This is a genomic window from Eubacterium coprostanoligenes (genome assembly GCF_900167205.1).
In the GTDB taxonomy this organism is placed as follows: Bacteria; Bacillota; Clostridia; order Oscillospirales; family Acutalibacteraceae; genus Eubacterium_R; species Eubacterium_R coprostanoligenes.
The window spans coordinates 1-15,824 of sequence record NZ_FUWW01000017.1; the positions used below are offsets into that span (position 1 = coordinate 1).

The 15,824-nt window shown below is 41.6% G+C and carries 11 protein-coding genes and 1 tRNA gene; 5 read left to right on the forward strand and 7 right to left on the reverse strand.

What is annotated here, in order from left to right:
* The 4 genes from B5D29_RS07040 to nuoE form a co-directional block, all read right to left on the reverse strand.
* The coding region (locus B5D29_RS07040; protein ID WP_078768874.1) for a helix-turn-helix transcriptional regulator at window positions 1-298 on the reverse strand (298 nt) is incomplete at its 3' end.
* 158 nt (window positions 299-456) lie between these two features.
* The gene (locus tag B5D29_RS07045; protein ID WP_078768875.1) at window positions 457-2,658 is read right to left on the reverse strand and encodes an FAD-dependent oxidoreductase; all 2,202 of its coding nucleotides are present in this window, start codon (window positions 2,656-2,658) and stop codon (window positions 457-459) included.
* A 15-nt stretch (window positions 2,659-2,673) separates the two neighbouring features.
* Window positions 2,674-4,416 carry an NADH-quinone oxidoreductase subunit NuoF gene (locus tag B5D29_RS07050; RefSeq protein WP_078768876.1) on the reverse strand — a complete coding sequence of 581 codons (1,743 nt, stop codon included), beginning with the start codon at window positions 4,414-4,416 and terminating at the stop codon, window positions 2,674-2,676.
* Window positions 4,413-4,886: an NADH-quinone oxidoreductase subunit NuoE gene (nuoE, locus tag B5D29_RS07055; protein WP_078768877.1), complete on the reverse strand. Its 474-nt coding sequence runs from the start codon at window positions 4,884-4,886 to the stop codon at window positions 4,413-4,415. The genes B5D29_RS07050 and nuoE overlap by 4 nt, the downstream gene beginning before the upstream one ends.
* 293 nt (window positions 4,887-5,179) lie before the next feature.
* On the opposite strand from nuoE, the gene fusA reads away from it, so the two are divergent.
* Window positions 5,180-7,222: an elongation factor G gene (gene fusA, locus B5D29_RS07060; protein ID WP_078768878.1), complete on the forward strand. Its 2,043-nt coding sequence runs from the start codon at window positions 5,180-5,182 to the stop codon at window positions 7,220-7,222.
* A 10-nt stretch (window positions 7,223-7,232) separates the two neighbouring features.
* Complete coding sequence (locus B5D29_RS07065) at window positions 7,233-7,826, forward strand: HdeD family acid-resistance protein (protein WP_078768879.1); 594 nt, start codon at window positions 7,233-7,235, stop codon at window positions 7,824-7,826.
* A gap of 56 nt (window positions 7,827-7,882) precedes the next feature.
* Here B5D29_RS07065 and B5D29_RS07070 read toward each other — a convergent pair whose 3' ends face one another.
* The 3 genes from B5D29_RS07070 to B5D29_RS07080 are packed head-to-tail and all read right to left on the reverse strand — an operon-like array spanning window position 7,883 to window position 12,504.
* Window positions 7,883-11,146 carry an alpha-mannosidase gene (locus B5D29_RS07070; RefSeq protein WP_078768880.1) on the reverse strand — a complete coding sequence of 1,088 codons (3,264 nt, stop codon included), beginning with the start codon at window positions 11,144-11,146 and terminating at the stop codon, window positions 7,883-7,885.
* Between the two features lie 20 nt (window positions 11,147-11,166).
* Window positions 11,167-11,388, reverse strand: a complete 222-nt coding sequence (locus tag B5D29_RS07075) for a methylenetetrahydrofolate dehydrogenase (RefSeq protein ID WP_078768881.1) — start codon at window positions 11,386-11,388, stop codon at window positions 11,167-11,169.
* Window positions 11,389-11,433: 45 nt separating this feature from the next.
* Window positions 11,434-12,504 (reverse strand): glycerate kinase family protein, encoded by a 1,071-nt coding sequence (locus B5D29_RS07080; RefSeq protein WP_159443427.1) that lies wholly within the window; start codon window positions 12,502-12,504, stop codon window positions 11,434-11,436.
* 450 nt (window positions 12,505-12,954) lie between these two features.
* On the opposite strand from B5D29_RS07080, the gene B5D29_RS07085 reads away from it, so the two are divergent.
* The 3 genes from B5D29_RS07085 to B5D29_RS07095 all read left to right on the forward strand — a co-directional run bounded on the left by B5D29_RS07085 (window position 12,955) and on the right by B5D29_RS07095 (window position 15,750).
* A tRNA-Met gene (locus tag B5D29_RS07085) sits at window positions 12,955-13,030 on the forward strand.
* Between the two features lie 329 nt (window positions 13,031-13,359).
* Complete coding sequence (locus B5D29_RS07090; RefSeq protein WP_159443428.1) at window positions 13,360-15,000, forward strand: DUF4091 domain-containing protein; 1,641 nt, start codon at window positions 13,360-13,362, stop codon at window positions 14,998-15,000.
* Window positions 15,001-15,192: 192 nt separating this feature from the next.
* Entirely contained in the window at window positions 15,193-15,750 is a 558-nt protein-coding gene (locus B5D29_RS07095) for a biotin transporter BioY (protein WP_078768884.1), read from the forward strand.
* Window positions 15,751-15,824: the final 74 nt, after the last annotated feature.

A 15,824-nucleotide genomic window follows, 5' to 3' on the forward strand; every position in this document is an offset into this window, starting at 1 on the left:
GTGCATTTTTTGGTATTACAATTTGCCCCTTGCTTCCGATAGTAACTGTTCCCCAAAGATGTTTGCCGATAGGTGCAGGTGCTATCTTTGTTTTGCCTATTTTTTCATCAGAGTGAATCAGTGAGTCAATAGTAACGCCATAAAACTTTGCCAGCTTATCGCATTTATCAATATCGGGAAAAGTATCTCCTTGTTCCCATTTGGAATACGATTGACGAGAAATTCCGACTGCTTCGGCAACTTGTTCCTGCGATAAACCTTTAATGTTTCTTAAATATAATAAATTATCCGAAAACATAAATACGCCCCCTTAACTATAAATTATTATAGCATTGAGGGAGCGTACTTTCCACCATATAAACTTGTCAGATAAGTAATTCTTTTGTTAAGTTTGCCTGCGTTGGTAAAGATTACTGTATTAAGATTTTTTACTTAGTGGTTATATTAAGTATTTTATTACTTTCCGAGGTCGAAAAGTTGTTCTCTTGTGAGGGTTGCTTTTCGTGAGGTTTCGTCATCCGGAATTACACGGATGGTTTTGCCGTCATAGGCGGAAACCTTAACCTTTGCGGTCTTGCCGTCAATTGTAACCTCTTTTTCGCTGTATTCTTCTTTGAGCGGAACTTGCTTTGTAAGTGCTGATTTTTCTGTCAAAGCACCTGTTGGGCAAAGTTCAACGCAAAGTCCGCAGTTTGTGCACTTGGTTTGGTCAAGCGGAAGATTAAACGCAGGAGCAACCTCTGTTTTGAAGCCTCTGCCCATAAGACCGATTGCCGAAATATTCATAACTTCCTTACAGCTTCTTACACACAATCCGCATAGAATACATTTTGCACTGTTGCGTTCAATGAATTCGTTTGAATTTGCTGTGTATTTCTGTGGCATTTCGCCCTTGAATCTGGCAGGATTGATGTCGTATCTCTGTGCAACGCTTAAAAGTTTACACTTGAAGTATTCCTTGCATCCGCATTCAAGGCAACGGCTTGCTTCAGCCTTTGCTTCTTCCTCTGTAAAACCGAGGCTGACTTCGTCAAAGTTGTTTCGTCTGTATTCAGGGTCAAGAACCTTTGGATTGGTCCTTGCACATTTTTGCTTTGCAGAGTAGTCAATGAGTTCTTCATCTCTTCTGCTGATGTACGGCACTCTTGTGTCGATTGCTTCGCCGTTCAAAAATGCGTCAACAGCTTCTGCACATCTGTCTGCTTCGCCTATTGCTTCAATAGCTATTGATGCACCTCTGTTTGTTGCGTCACCGATAGCAAACACTCCGTCAAGATTTGTTTGGAATGTGTCTATATCAGCCTCAATGTTGCCTCTGTCTGTGAGTTTAAGTTCGCTCACATCCTCGCCGACAAGTTTTTGACCGATAGCCATAATAACACTGTCAACTTCGATTTTTTCAGTCTTTCCCTCAACAGGAACAGGCTTTCTTCTGCCCGATGCGTCAGGCTCGCCGAGTTCCATAATTTGAAGTGTAATGCTCTTTACCTTGCCATTTTCACCATTGAACGAAATAGGGTTTGTAAGGAATTTGTACTGTACGCCCTCTTCCTCTGCTTCTCTGATTTCGAGGTCGTCGGCAGGCATTTCGTTTCTTGTTCTTCTGTAAACGACATAAACATTCTTTGCACCGAGTCTGACAGCAGTTCTGCAAGCGTCCATTGCTGTGTTACCGCCACCGCAGATAACAACATTGTCGCCGATTTCTTCAGGCTTGCCGAGAATTACGCTACGCAAGAAATCAATACCGCCGTAAACGCCGTCAAGTTCCTCGCCCGGAGTTCTCATTGAACTTGATTTCCAAGCGCCGACAGCAACGATAACAGCGTCATTTTGCTCTTTGAGGCTTGCGATAGTGAAGTCCTTGCCGAGCTTAACATTGTTAATCATCTTAACGCCGAGCTTTTCGATAATCTCAATTTCGCTGTCAAGCACTTCTTTTGGAAGTCTGTATTGCGGAATACCGTAGCGGAGCATACCGCCCATTTTTTCCATCATATCATAGATTGTTACATCATGACCTTTTATTGCAAGCTGATATGCAGCTGTAAGACCTGCCGGACCGCCGCCGATGACAGCAATCTTTTTGCCTGTTGCTTCTGCTTTTTCAGGAATATATTTATCGCCGTTGAGGTCAAGGTCAGCGGCAAAAGCCTTTAATTGAGCAATGTTGATAGGTTCTTCAACATTCTTTCTTCTGCAAGCACTTTCGCATGGGTGCGGACAAACTCTGCCGATTGAAGCAGGGAGCGAAACTTTGTTTTTGACAAGTTTCAATGCGGATTCGTATTCGCCGTTTGCAATAAGACCTACATATCCTTGGCAGTCTGTTCTTGCAGGGCAGTTGAGTTGGCACGGAGCAACGCAGTCGCCGTCATGGGCAGACATAAGAAGCTCCATAGCGATTTTTCTTGATTGAACAACTCTGTCGCTTTCGGTGTTGATTACCATTCCGTCTGTGCATTTTGCAGAGCAAGAACGCAAAAGTTTTGGGATACCCTCGGCTTCAACAATGCAAAGACCGCACGCACCGTAAACTTTTACGGCTTCGTCATAGCAAAGGGTAGGAATGTAAATGCCGTTGTCTTTTGCGGCTTGGAGGATTGTTGTACCCTCCTCAACCTGAATGTTTTTTCCGTTAATAGTTAAGTTAAGCATTGTGTTTCCTCCCTCCTACGCCTTGATAATTGCACCAAATTTGCATGATGAATAGCACTTACCACACTTGATGCACTTTTCGGTATCTATTTTGTGAGGCTGTTTAACTGTTCCGCTGATTGCATCAACAGGGCAGTTTCTTGCACAAAGGGTACAACCTTTGCACTTGTCCTCAATAATTTTGTATTCGATAAGGTCACTGCATTCACCGGCAGGACACTTCTTTTCGTTGATGTGAGCTTCGTATTCGTTTCTGAAATACTTGATTGTTGTAAGTACAGGGTTTGGCGCAGTTTGACCCAATCCGCAAAGAGCGCCGTCTTTGATTGAATGGCAAAGTTCTTCAAGAAGTTCAATGTCACCGTCTTTACCCTCTCCCTTTGTGATGCGCTCAAGCATTTCAAGCATTCTCTTTGTGCCGATACGGCAGTGGATACACTTGCCACAGCTTTCTTTTGCGGTGAAGTCAAGGAAAAATTTAGCCATACCTACCATACAGGTGCTTTCGTCCATAACAACCATACCGCCGGAGCCCATAATCGCACCTGTTGCACCGAGTGCCTTGTAGTCGATTACGGTGTCGATAAGTTCAGCAGGAATACAACCGCCCGAAGGACCGCCCATTTGAACAGCCTTGAATGCCTTGTCGCCTTTCATTCCGCCGCCGATGTCAAAAATAACATCACGGAGAGTTTTACCCATAGGAATTTCAACAAGACCCGATCTTTTAACCTTGCCTGTAACGGCAAATACTTTTGTACCTTTTGAATTTTCAGTTCCCATAGCGGCAAAAGCCTCACCGCCGTTGTTGATAATCCAAGACACATTTGCAAAGGTTTCAACATTGTTGATGTTTGACGGTTTGAGCCAATATCCTGCGGCAGCAGGGAACGGAGGTTTCAATCTCGGCATACCTCTGTGACCTTCAAGGGATTCAATGAGCGCTGTTTCCTCACCGCAAACAAATGCACCTGCACCTGCCTTTATTGTGAAATCACAGCTAAAGTCCGAGCCAAAGATATTTTCGCCGATTATGCCTTTCTCTTTTGCTTGCTCGATAGCACGGTTAAGTCGCTTGATTGCAAGCGGATATTCCGCTCTTACATAAACAACTGCGTGCTGTGCACCGATTGCATATGCACCGATGAGCATACCCTCAATAAGTGTGTGCGGGTCGGATTCAATAACGGCTCTGTCCATAAACGCTCCCGGGTCACCTTCGTCAGCATTGCAGATGAGATATTTTACATCGCCCTCACTCTGTCTTGCGGCATTCCACTTGAACCAAGTAGGGAAGCCTGCACCGCCACGGCCTGCAAGTCCCGATGTTTTGATGATGTCGATAACTTCTTCCGGAGAAAGTTCTGTAAGGCACTTTTTGAGTGCTGTATAACCGTCTGCCTCCAAGAAAGCAGAAATCTCATCAGGATTGATGATACCGCATCTTCTGAGCGCAATTCTTGTCTGCTTTGTCAAAAATTCGCTGTCCTCGTCCGACACGATGAGCTTTTCAATTTTGCTTGTATCACCTGTTTTTGCATAGTCCGCAATATTTTCTGCATCATCAGGGGATACCTTAACAAGACGGGTGAGCTTTTCGCCCTCGTAAATGTCAACGATAGGTTCAAGATAGCACATACCGATACAACCGGTGATGCTGACCTCTGCACCGCCCAAATCATAATTAAGAAGGGCTTGACGCACCTTTTCTGCTCCTGCGGCAATTCCGCATGAGCCTTCACCGATAACAATTCTCATTGTGCAGCCTCCCTCAATTCCTTCAAGATTTTCTTTGTCTTATCAGGTGTAAGACTGCCGTATGTATTGTCGTTTATCATCATAACAGGTGAAAGCGAGCAACATCCGAGGCACGCAACACATTTGAGCGAGAACAAACCGTCCTCGGTGGTTTCGCCGTCATCAATGTGAAGCTCGTCCTTGATTGTTTGGAGTATCAACTCCGATGAGTTAACATGGCATGCAGTGCCTTGGCAAAGCATAATGAGATACTTGCCGACAGGCTGAAATCTAAATTGAGTGTAGAATGTTCCGACGCCCATAATTTCGCTTGTTGCAATGCCTGTTGATTCAGATATTTTTTCAATGGCTTCCTTTGGAAGATAGCCGTAAATATCCTGTGTTTGCTGCAAAATTGTAATCAAACTGCCAGGCACGCTTGCATATTTTTCAAGCACGCCGTCAATTAATTCAAGATTAACAGAAGACATTTCTTTTCCTCCCAATAATTTTAGTAATAAATATTATAATATATAATATACTATCATATAGAATAATACTACTTTGATTTTTTTTTAGCAAGCAATTATTCTATTTTCATTTATTTTCCACAAAAATATTCCCCATTCTTTCTTGCTGTTTGCTGTTGTTTTGTTTTATTTTTACAAAAAACTATCATTTATTTTATATAAACAATGGGCAGTATTTAACAAAAAGTATTGACATAAGTTTAAAAATACTGTACAATTTTAACAAATGATAAAATTTAAAAGGGGTGTGCTTTATGAGCATAGTTAAGAATGTGGCTATTGTAGGCCACGCATCTAAAGGTAAAACTACTCTTGCAGAGGCAATGCTTAATGTGGCAGGCGTTACCGAAAGAATGGGCAAAATCGCAGACGGAAACACAGTATCCGACAGTGATGCTGAAGAAAAGAAAAGAGGAGTTTCTATTTCTTCATCTGTTTTGCAGTTTACATATGATAACACAAAGATTAATGTTATTGACACTCCGGGACTTTTTGATTTTGCATTAGGTCAGGCAGAGGGACTTCGTGCGGCAGATAGCGCAATTGTTGTTGTTTCCGCAAGATCAGGCATCGCAGCAGGCGCAGAAAAAGCGTTCAAGGATGCAGGCAAAAAGGGTATGGCTCGCATTATTGTCACATCAAAAATGGATGACGACAGAGCCGATTTCTACAAATCATTCAACGGTTTGGTGGCAAAGTTCGGCACAGCAATGTGTCCTGTTGTTGTTCCGATTTTGAACGGTGGCAAGGTTGCCGGCTATTATAATATGATTGATGACACTTCATATGTATATGACGGTGTTCACAAAAAGGCTTCTGATGTGACCCACGATGACCAGGCTCGTTTTGATGCCATCAAAGAAGTGTTTGCCGAGGCAGTTGCCGGTGCAGACGATGAACTTATGGAAAAATATTTTGAGGGCGAACCTCTCACAAAGGAAGATAAAATTAAGGGTCTTTCACAGGGTATCGCAGACGGCACAGTTGTTCCTGTGTTTGCACTTTCGGGTCTTACCGGTGTAGGCGTTGATATGCTTCTTGATTTCATCAAGGATTGCTGTCCTGCACCAAAGGCAGAATATGCTATTGATTCAAACGGCGAACCTGTTGAAATCACTGTTGACGAAAATGCGCCTCTTGCAGCAGTTTGCTTCAAGACAGTTGCCGACCCATTCATCGGCAAGCTCAACTATTTCAAGGTTGTTGCAGGCAAGATTGTTCAAGGTTTATCTGTTGTGAATTCACGCACAGGCAAGGAAGAAAGAGTGGGCAAGGTTGTCACTATCCTTGGCACAAAGCAAACAGATGCAAAGGAAATTCCTGCCGGCGAAATCGGTGCTGTTGTAAAACTTGACGGCTTTAAGACGGGCGATACTATGTGTACATCCGCAAAGGTTGTTACTCTTGACGGCGTTGCCGTTCCTACTCCTTGCTATTCAATGGCTATCAATGCAACAAAGAAGGGCGAGGAAGAAAAAATTGCCAACGCTATTGCGAAGATTATTGAGGAAGACCCGTCAATCGCATATAAGGCAAATAACGAAACAAGACAAACTGTGCTTTCAGGTTTGGGCGAGCAACATCTGGATGTATGCTTGTCAAAATTGGGGGCAAAATATAATGTAACAGCAACACTTTCACAGCCAAAGGTTGCATACAGAGAAACTATTACTCGCAAGGTTTCTGCACAGGGCAGACATAAAAAGCAATCGGGCGGTCATGGTCAGTTCGGTGATGTATTTATTGAATTTGAACCGTACGATACCGAAAAACTTGAATTTGCGGAAAGAATTGTAGGCGGTTCTGTTCCTAAAAACTTCTTCCCGGCTGTTGAAAAAGGACTTCAGGAGTCTATGGAAAAGGGTGTGCTTGCAGGTTATCCTATGGTAGGCGTTAAGGCAACTCTTTATGACGGCTCATACCATCCTGTTGACTCATCAGAAATGGCATTTAAGATGGCAGCTTCACTTGCATTCAAGGCAGGTATTGCAGATGCTTCTCCTGTTCTCCTTGAACCGATTGTAACTCTCAATGCACTTTGCAATGACGAAGCTATGGGCGATATTATCGGCGACATCAACAAGCGTCGTGGCAGAGTTTTGGGTATGAATCCTACCGGTGACGGTATGCAGGAAATTCTTGCTGAAGTTCCAGAATCGGAAATGACAACTTTTGCAACCTCAATGCGCCAAATCACACAAGGCAGAGGCTCATTCACCACCGCCTTTGCAAGATATGAAAAGTGCCCTGAACATATTGCACAAAATGTAATTGCAGAGGCTGCTCAAGAAAACTAACGGTGATTTTATGTTGGACTTTTTAAAAGGGCTAAAACGATTTTCAATAGCCACAATAATTGTTTCGGCGATTATGGGTGTACTGTTCATTGCGTTCCCAAGCAAATGTATTCAGTATATTTCGCTTGTCGTGGGCGTTTCGCTGATTGTAACGGGCATAATTTCGGTTGTGTCGTATATTATTGAAAGGGATACAAAACTCCCGCTTGTGCTTGGCACGATTTCGTTGATAAGCGGTATAATCGTTTGTGCAAAGTATCGGGCAATCATTTCGATAATCGTTGTGATTTTGGGAATATTCATTCTCACTTCGGGCATTGTCGATATGGCAACCTCAATCCGTTCAATTATGCTTTTCAGAAAATCGGGATGGTTCACAATGCTGTTGTCGGTGATTACGATTATTTTCGGAATTGTCGCAATAACAAAGTCGGCACAGCTGACAGACGGAATTGTTCGATTTATCGGTGCGGCACTCATTGTGTATGCGGTGCTTGATTTGGCGACTTATATTCAAGTCAATTCAAAGGTCATGCAGGTCAAAGATGCAGTTGATTCAATCTCCGATATAGAGGTTGAAGCCACCGAACAACAGAATGACTAATAAACAAAAAAACAACACGCTATGGATTTTTCCGTAGCGTGTCTTTTGTTATTCTGTTACCATTCGCTCTTGGTGTAAGAACGGATGATGTTTGTTATGATGTTATCTCGCTTAAAGCCTTTGCCCTTGCCGCCTTTGACTTGGTCTTGAATTTTGCCGGCTCTGATTGTGATAAAGTCGGCTTTGTCAATGATTTTGTCAATCGGTGGAATTTCACCAAAGTTGTATTTTTCATCAACTTTGTCAATTAATTCTGTTGCAAGGTATGTGTTTGAGAATTTTTTGATTCCTGTCATCGCAAGGATAACAACCTTGTTGTTTTCAGGCATTGTAACGGTTTTGCAACCTCTCACATCAATTTCGTAAAGATAGAAATATGCCTTGCCGTTGGCAATGTTACCCTCCGGATGGTGCGTGTGGGTGAATTCTATAGCAATTGGCTGATGTGTGATTTTTGCCGTCTGTCCAAGTCCTGCCATATCCCATCTGCCAATCGGTTCGCTCATCGGGTAAATCGTCATATGGCGCTCTTTGTTATCTGCCATAATAACAATATCCTGCTTGCCGAACACCGAACCTGCAATCATATACAACTTTGTAATGCCTTTAGGGAGTTCGATTTCCTGCTCTCTCGGAATATAAATATTCTTGTTCATATCCACATTCGGCATTTTGAATGTAATGCCGTGAACTGTGAGATTGCTCGGAATAAGCTCATTCGGAAGGCTCATACCACTGCCTTGCATAATGCAGTTGACCTTGTATTCGTCTGCCGTGATACCTGTTGAATTGTATTCAAGGTCAAGCTTTTTGTAATTTTCTTTCGCCTTGTTTCTTTCATTTGCAAGTTTCAACTTGAATGTCTTAACTTCAAACGGCTTTAGGTCAAATACCAAAGCACCGTCTTTGATTTCGGCATCCTTGATGTATTCTTCGCTTGCATAGGTTTCACAGGCTTCTGTGATGTCGCAGTAGAATTTGATTCCTGCACCCTTGTGCTCTTTGCCGATTCCCTCGTTGATTCTTACAACAATGCTGTCATCATCAATTGCTTGCTTAACAGCTCTGACAATCACGCTGTCCGAGGTTGTGCTCATAAGACTGAAGCTGTCGCCGAGTGCACCTTCTCGTCTTGATGATGTTGTAAATGCAACCAATTTTTGATTGAAGCATTGTGCTTCAATTTGAGTTGTGGCACCGATTTCACCCTTGTGGCTGAAAATGCCGAAAGAGAATTTGTTTCTGCCGATGTCCTGCAAATCCTGACGGGCGTCTTTTGTAAATGCACCTGCCGGGGTGTGAATACAGGTTAAACGGAGCGTGTAGTCGTTTGGCTTGTCCCATCCGTATTTGCAGTCGGAGAAAATGCTCACGCCGTATCTGCCAAAACGGTCGGTAATGTCTGCCCATTTCTGTGCAGGCACTTCGTATAAATTATCTTTATTGTTGCCTCGTTTGATGTAACCCAAGCCGAGGTCGTAGCTTGCTTCTTCGTTTGAACAGGTAACAGGGAACTGTGCCTTGAGAAGCGTTCTTCTGCTTTGCCAGTCAATGTTGTTGTCAACACGGATTGTGTCTGCATATGCGTCAATGCTGACAATCTGCTCAATTTTGCTGTATTCAGCCTCTCGTGTAACCTTGATTGCAATTCTTGCCGGCCCGTTTTCAATCAGCTCAAAGGTAGGCGTGTTGGCATAGCAATACGGCTCTGCGTCAATGTCCTCTTTCCTCATTTCCCACGATGGATAATTAAGTTCGCCCAAATCGTGCAAAAGTGCCAATTTGATAGGTGAGGTGAGAAGTTGAACCTTTAATTTTTTATCTACAATAGAACCTATGTCACCGTTCTTGTTGAACATAAGTTTGTACTTGTCGTTTTCAAGCGTGTGTTCGGTAGCCTTGAGGTCGGATGTGAGTTTGCACTTTTCGTCAGAACCCTGTGCGTCATAAACCTTGTAGCCCACACTGCCGACATTTGCAAGGAAAACAATGTCAAATTCCTTGCCTGTTTTCTTTATAATTTGGCTCGGAATCTCCTTGCCGTTTTTGTCAAATACCTTAACATATTTTGCATTTCTGTTCAGCTTGATATGTGCCTCAACAGCGCCTTTACGCTTGGTTGCAACCGGATTGTTGACTATTATCGCACATTCTTTGCACCAAGATGTGTCAAGCTCGTTTGCAATCGCACCGACAGCCCCCTCGTATTCTGTTTGAAATTGATTGAGTGAAACAAAGTAATCGTTCCAGCTGTCGTTGTATTGAAGCATTGTTGATGTTCCCGGCAAATCATCGTGGAATTGATGCTGAATAACACGCTTCCAAGCCTTGTCTATAATGCTCTTTGGATATTTGTATGATGTCAAAAGACTTGCTGCAACAGCCGATTTTTCGCAGTTGTCCGCAAGGTTTTCGTTTTGTGCATTGAGCCTTTTGCTCATGGCTCTTGATGTATAACCGCCTGCACCGTGACTGCGCATGACAAGTTCGTTGTTCCATACCGGCAAGCCGTCTTTTTGGCCTTGTGTCAGCTTGTCCATTTCAACAAAGATTTCGTCAGACGAAGCAGAATAAACGCTTGTGCCGTTATTCTCATTGTTTGCTTCAACGCTGTTGTTGACTGCCTTTGCACTTTCGTTATCGGGTGCACCGCCCCAATCGCCTGTGCCATAGTAGTTCATTGTCCACGGCAAATCGTGGTTTATGCCGTTTTGCGCAAGTTTGTTGATGATTTGCAAATCACCTCGTACATCATCGCTGAACTTGTATCTGTACGAAAGGGGATTGAGTGACGCAAAGATTTTGTCACCGTTGACACCCTGCCAAACGCCGATGTCAAACGGCAATTCGTATGCACCGCCCCATCCTAATTTTTGAGAAGAAACACCGAGCAAATTTGAGTGCCTTGCCACACTTGGAAGTGCATAGCCAAAGCCGAAGCAATCAGGCAAAAATACATCCTTTGATGTTTTGCCGAATTTTTCCTTAAAGTAGTGGTTACCATAGAGAAAATTGCGGAAAAGTGCCTCCGGTGACGGAATGTTAACATCTCCGTTTTCATACGCAGAACCGCTGACGCACCATCTGTCATCGGCAATGTATTCCTTGATTTTTTCAAATGCCTCGGGATAGTATTCTTCAATTAACTCATATCTAAAACTACCCTCAAAGTTAAAACGATAGTGAGGATATTTTTCTATAAGTTCAAAATTTTTCTCAAAGGTGTCGGGTATGTATTCTTCAATGGTCTTTGGCAACTCCCATCTCCACACGGTGTCAAGGTGAGCTGTCGCAACTGCAAAAATCTTGTTTTCAGCCATGATGTATCTCGATTCGTTAATTACTGTACTTCGATGATTTCGTATTCAAAATCGTATTCTTCCTGCAAAGCCTTAACCTTTGCTTCGTTGTCCTCGATGAAAGACGGAGTGCGAACGCTCTTGCCGTCAACAGAGTAATCCTTTACGATTTGGTTGAGCTTTTCCCAAGCTTCAGCCTCAAGTGGATAATTGTCAGGGAATTTGATTTGGAATTCTCTGTGCTTTGGAATTATTACCTTCATAGTTATTCTCCTTAAATATCTTAATTTAGTTATAATATTATATAATTATTTGAGTATGATTTCAAGATTATTTTCTACTTTTTTAGCAAGCACTTCGGCAGGGTGGGCGAGCGCTTCCTCAAGCGTGGTGTTTTCGTCAACAAGGGTGAGCAATAAGTCGCCGATTTTTACATCGTCTGCACTTCCGCTGATTACAACACATTTCTTGCCGTGCTTTTTGCATAATTCGCTGATTTTGTACGGCAATTTGCCCATCAGAGTTTGCTCGTCGGTTTTGCCCTCACCGCTTATCACAATGTCAGCGTTTGCAATTTTTTCTTCAAGGTTGCTGTATTCGCTCAAAATGTCAAAGCCGGATTTAATTTTTCCGCCGAAAACAGAATATAAACCGCCACAGATTCCGCCCGCAGCGCCTGCACCCTTGACCTTGCTTACATCGGTTTTGAAAAATGCGTTGAGCCTTTGAAGTCCTGCGTCAAGTTCTTCCACATCGGTTTTTCGTGCACCTTTTTGCGGAGCAAAAACATATGCCGCACCTTTTTTGCCGTAAAATTCGTTTTCAACATCACACGCAAATGTAAAGTTAATGTCCTTTACTTTGTCTTTTGTGCTTATGCCGAAGATATAATTCATATCGTTGCTTTTCGGCATTTTCATAATGTTTTGATTTTCGTTATACAGCCTTACACCGAGGGCGGAAAGTGCACCGATACCGCCATCGCAACAACCTGTTCCGCCAAGTCCGAGAATGATGTTGTTGTAGCCGTTTTCAATTGCAAAATGGATAAGTTCGCCTGTTCCGTAGCTTGTGCTTTGCATAACATTTTTGCGTTGTTGCAGTCCGCTTGCAACAGCACATTCAACCACAGCGGTTTTGTCAAAAACAGTTATGTATCCGTCAATTTCTTTGCCGTAAATATCGTGACATTTTGTGTAAAGTCTTTTGCCATTACAAATGTTCTCCATAGCGTCAGAAAAGCCTTCACCGCCGTCTGCAAATGGCAAGGTAATAACTTTACAGTCTGATGATTTTTCAATCACGGATTTAATTGTTTCGGCAACTTCAACGGAGGTCAAAGTGCCTTTGTATGAGTCGGGAACAATCAAAATATTCATATTCATTACCTCGGAAATATTGTATAATGTAATTCTATCATACTTCATCAAATTTGTAAATTATACATAATTAGTCAATTTATGTTGCTTTTTGTGAGAAATTACATATTTTTGTTTTGTTTTTAGTCAAAATTACGGAATTGAAAATTTTTTTTTAAATTTTCTTGACAATAAAAAATCAATGTTGTACTATATATGTAACCACTATTGGTGGTGGGCGTGATGGTAATAGCGCCCGGTGTTGTGTCTTTCAGCAACTTCACAACACATGAGATTGTTTTATTAAACAGCGAAGATGGGTAGTTTAAGAGGACACTTAGGCTACCCGTTCTTTGTTTTTTATGCACTTTTTTATTCTTTTTCAAAAAGTGCAAAAAACCTCTTGACATTCGCAGATTATCTGCTATAATATTAGTACGCATTGAGGCAATGCAGTGCACAACTAAATATCGCGGGGTAGAGCAGTTGGTAGCTCGTCGGGCTCATAACCCGGAGGTCGCAGGTTCGAGTCCTGTCCCCGCAACCACAAAATGAGGTCTTTCAAATAAATTTGAAAGACCTCTAAAACTTTTAAAGTACTTTGATTTACGAAAAATTAAGGCTGTTGAAAATTTTTAATTATTGCAAAATTTTTTTGATAGTTAAAAATTAGTTACATTGTATTAAATATGTGTTGTATTTATATGAAAATAAAATCACCTAATAGTTTTAGGCAGTTAGAATTTCCTAACCGCCTGTTATTGCTTTAATAATTCGGATTTTTAATTTTGTATATTTGTAATCGACTATGACTTTACATAAACCTGATTTTCTTATATAATATACAAAATGTACAATTTTAATTGGGGTGTTAAAATGATTAGTGATGTCAAAGCGGTTTCATCTCTTGAAAAGGTGTTTGTTGATTCGTCAATAGATAACCTTGTGGAATTGAAGCAGTTTTCAATGCTGAAAAATGAAAAGAAGTCGTTTCAGATTGCGTTCAAAGCAACAAAAAATGAGCGTGTTGCAATAAGCGTTGAGTCGCCGATTGATGACTTTTTGAATGTTTCGGTTGTTAAAAATATTCAAAGCGATTTTCCGGTAATGAAAAACGCAGATGATTATTACATTAAAAAAGAAGCAGGCATGTATCCTGATTTGCTTTATCCCGTTGATGGCTGTTCCACTTTTGAAACAGACGGTGCTTATGCGTTTTGGATTGAGATTTCACCTGCAAAGGATGATGTTTTGCCTGTAGGTGAACATAAGATTTCAATCACATTGAAAACCGATGATGCAGAATGTAAGTCCGAAGTGTCGGTTGAAGTTATAGACGCGCTTTTGCCAAAGCAGAGCTTGATTTATACTAACTGGATTCACACAGACTGTTTGATGACTTATTACAATTTTGAAGCGTTCTCCGATGAATATTGGGAGACACTTCGCAATTATCTCACCAAAGCATCGGATTATGGAATGAACTGTGTTTTAACTCCTGTTTTCACCCCGCCTTTGGATACTGAAATCGGCAAGGAGCGACCGACCGTTCAGCTTGTTAAGGTGTTCAAGCAGGGCGAAAATAAGTATGCTTTCGACCTTTCTTTGCTTAAAAAGTGGATAGATATTTCAAAGGAATGCGGAATTGAATATTTTGAAATTTCGCATTTGTTCACACAGTGGGGAGCAAAGCACGCACCAAAAATTATGGCAGAGGAAAACGGCAAGGAAGTAAAGATTTTCGGCTGGGAAACAAGGGCTTCGTCAAATAAATACAAGCAGTTTTTGAGCCAATTTGCAACAGCACTCAAAGGCTTTTTGAAAGAGGAAAAACTTGAAAAAAATGTGTTTATCCACATTTCGGATGAGCCGCCGTTCGGCTACCTTTTGTCATACAAAAAGGCAAGTAAAATTACATATGACCTTTTTGGCGATTATAAAATTATGGACGCTATGTCATCTTATCCTCTTGCCAAGATTTGCAATATTCGTTATCCGATTCCTGCAACCGATTTCATCAATAATTTCATCGGTAAGTTTGATGACCTTTGGACTTATTATTGCAGTGCGCAGGCTCGCAAAAATGTTTCAAACAGATTTTTCTCAAACGCTTCCGTAAGAAACAGAATTATCGGTTATCAGCTTTATAAGTATGATATAAAGGGATTTCTCCATTGGGGATATAATTTCTACTACACCCGACTTTCAAAGAAAGCTATTGACCCGTACAAAATCACAGATGCCGGCAAGGCTTTTGCTTCGGGCGATTCATTTGTTGTGTATCCGGGTGAAAATTTGAAACCTCTTAATTCACTTCGATTGAATGTCTTTTATGACGGCTTGCAGGATATGCGTGCTCTTCAGCTTTTGGAAGAAAAAATCGGCAAGGACGCTGTTGTAAAACTTATGGAAAACGGCACAGACGAACCTATCACTTTTTCCGAATATCCTCACAATGCTTCGTGGCTTCTTGAAAATCGAGAGATGATAAATCAAGAAATCAAAAAGTATGTCTGATTATACAGACTGTCGATAAAATTCCTGAAACACGCCGAATTGTATAATTTGTATAAAAATTAAATAGAATAGTTTTCTGAATGTTCCCGATTGTAAACCTGTTTTAAATTTTAAGTTGACAATCGAGAATTGTGTGTTAAAATATAAATCGATTTGGTGAAAGTCAAAAATAATATATCGAGGTATGTGACTATGGCACAGACAGAAGTAAAAAAGAAAACTAATTCAAAAATAACCGATATGGTTTACATCGGTCTTTCTGCGGCAATTATTGCGGTTTGCTCGTGGATTTCAATTCCGCTCACAGTTCCGATTACATTGCAAACAATGGGCGTGGTGCTCATTTCAGGCTTGTTCGGTGCAAAAAGGGGAACACTCTCAACCCTCCTTTATATCCTCATCGGTGCAATCGGTGTTCCTGTTTTTTCAGGATTTAAGAGCGGATTCGGCGTCCTTCTCGGTTCAACGGGCGGATACATAATCGGCTTTATTTTCACGGCACTTATTGTTGGTACCGTTTCTGACAAAACAAACAAATTGTGGGCACTTATTTTGTCAATGGTTGTGGGTATTCTTGTTTGCTACGCCTTCGGTACAGCGTGGTTTGCCGTTGTTTACGCGAAGACAAATGAACCGGCTTCACTTGCAACAATTCTCGGCTGGTGCGTTATTCCGTTCTTAATTCCGGATGCGATAAAAATTGCACTTGCCGCTGTTCTTACAAACAGACTGAAAAAATTTGTAAAATAATATCTCTATACGGTTGTTTTTACTTCCGTGATTTGTTATAATATTTGCGACAAATTAGAGAGGAAAGCAGAGAA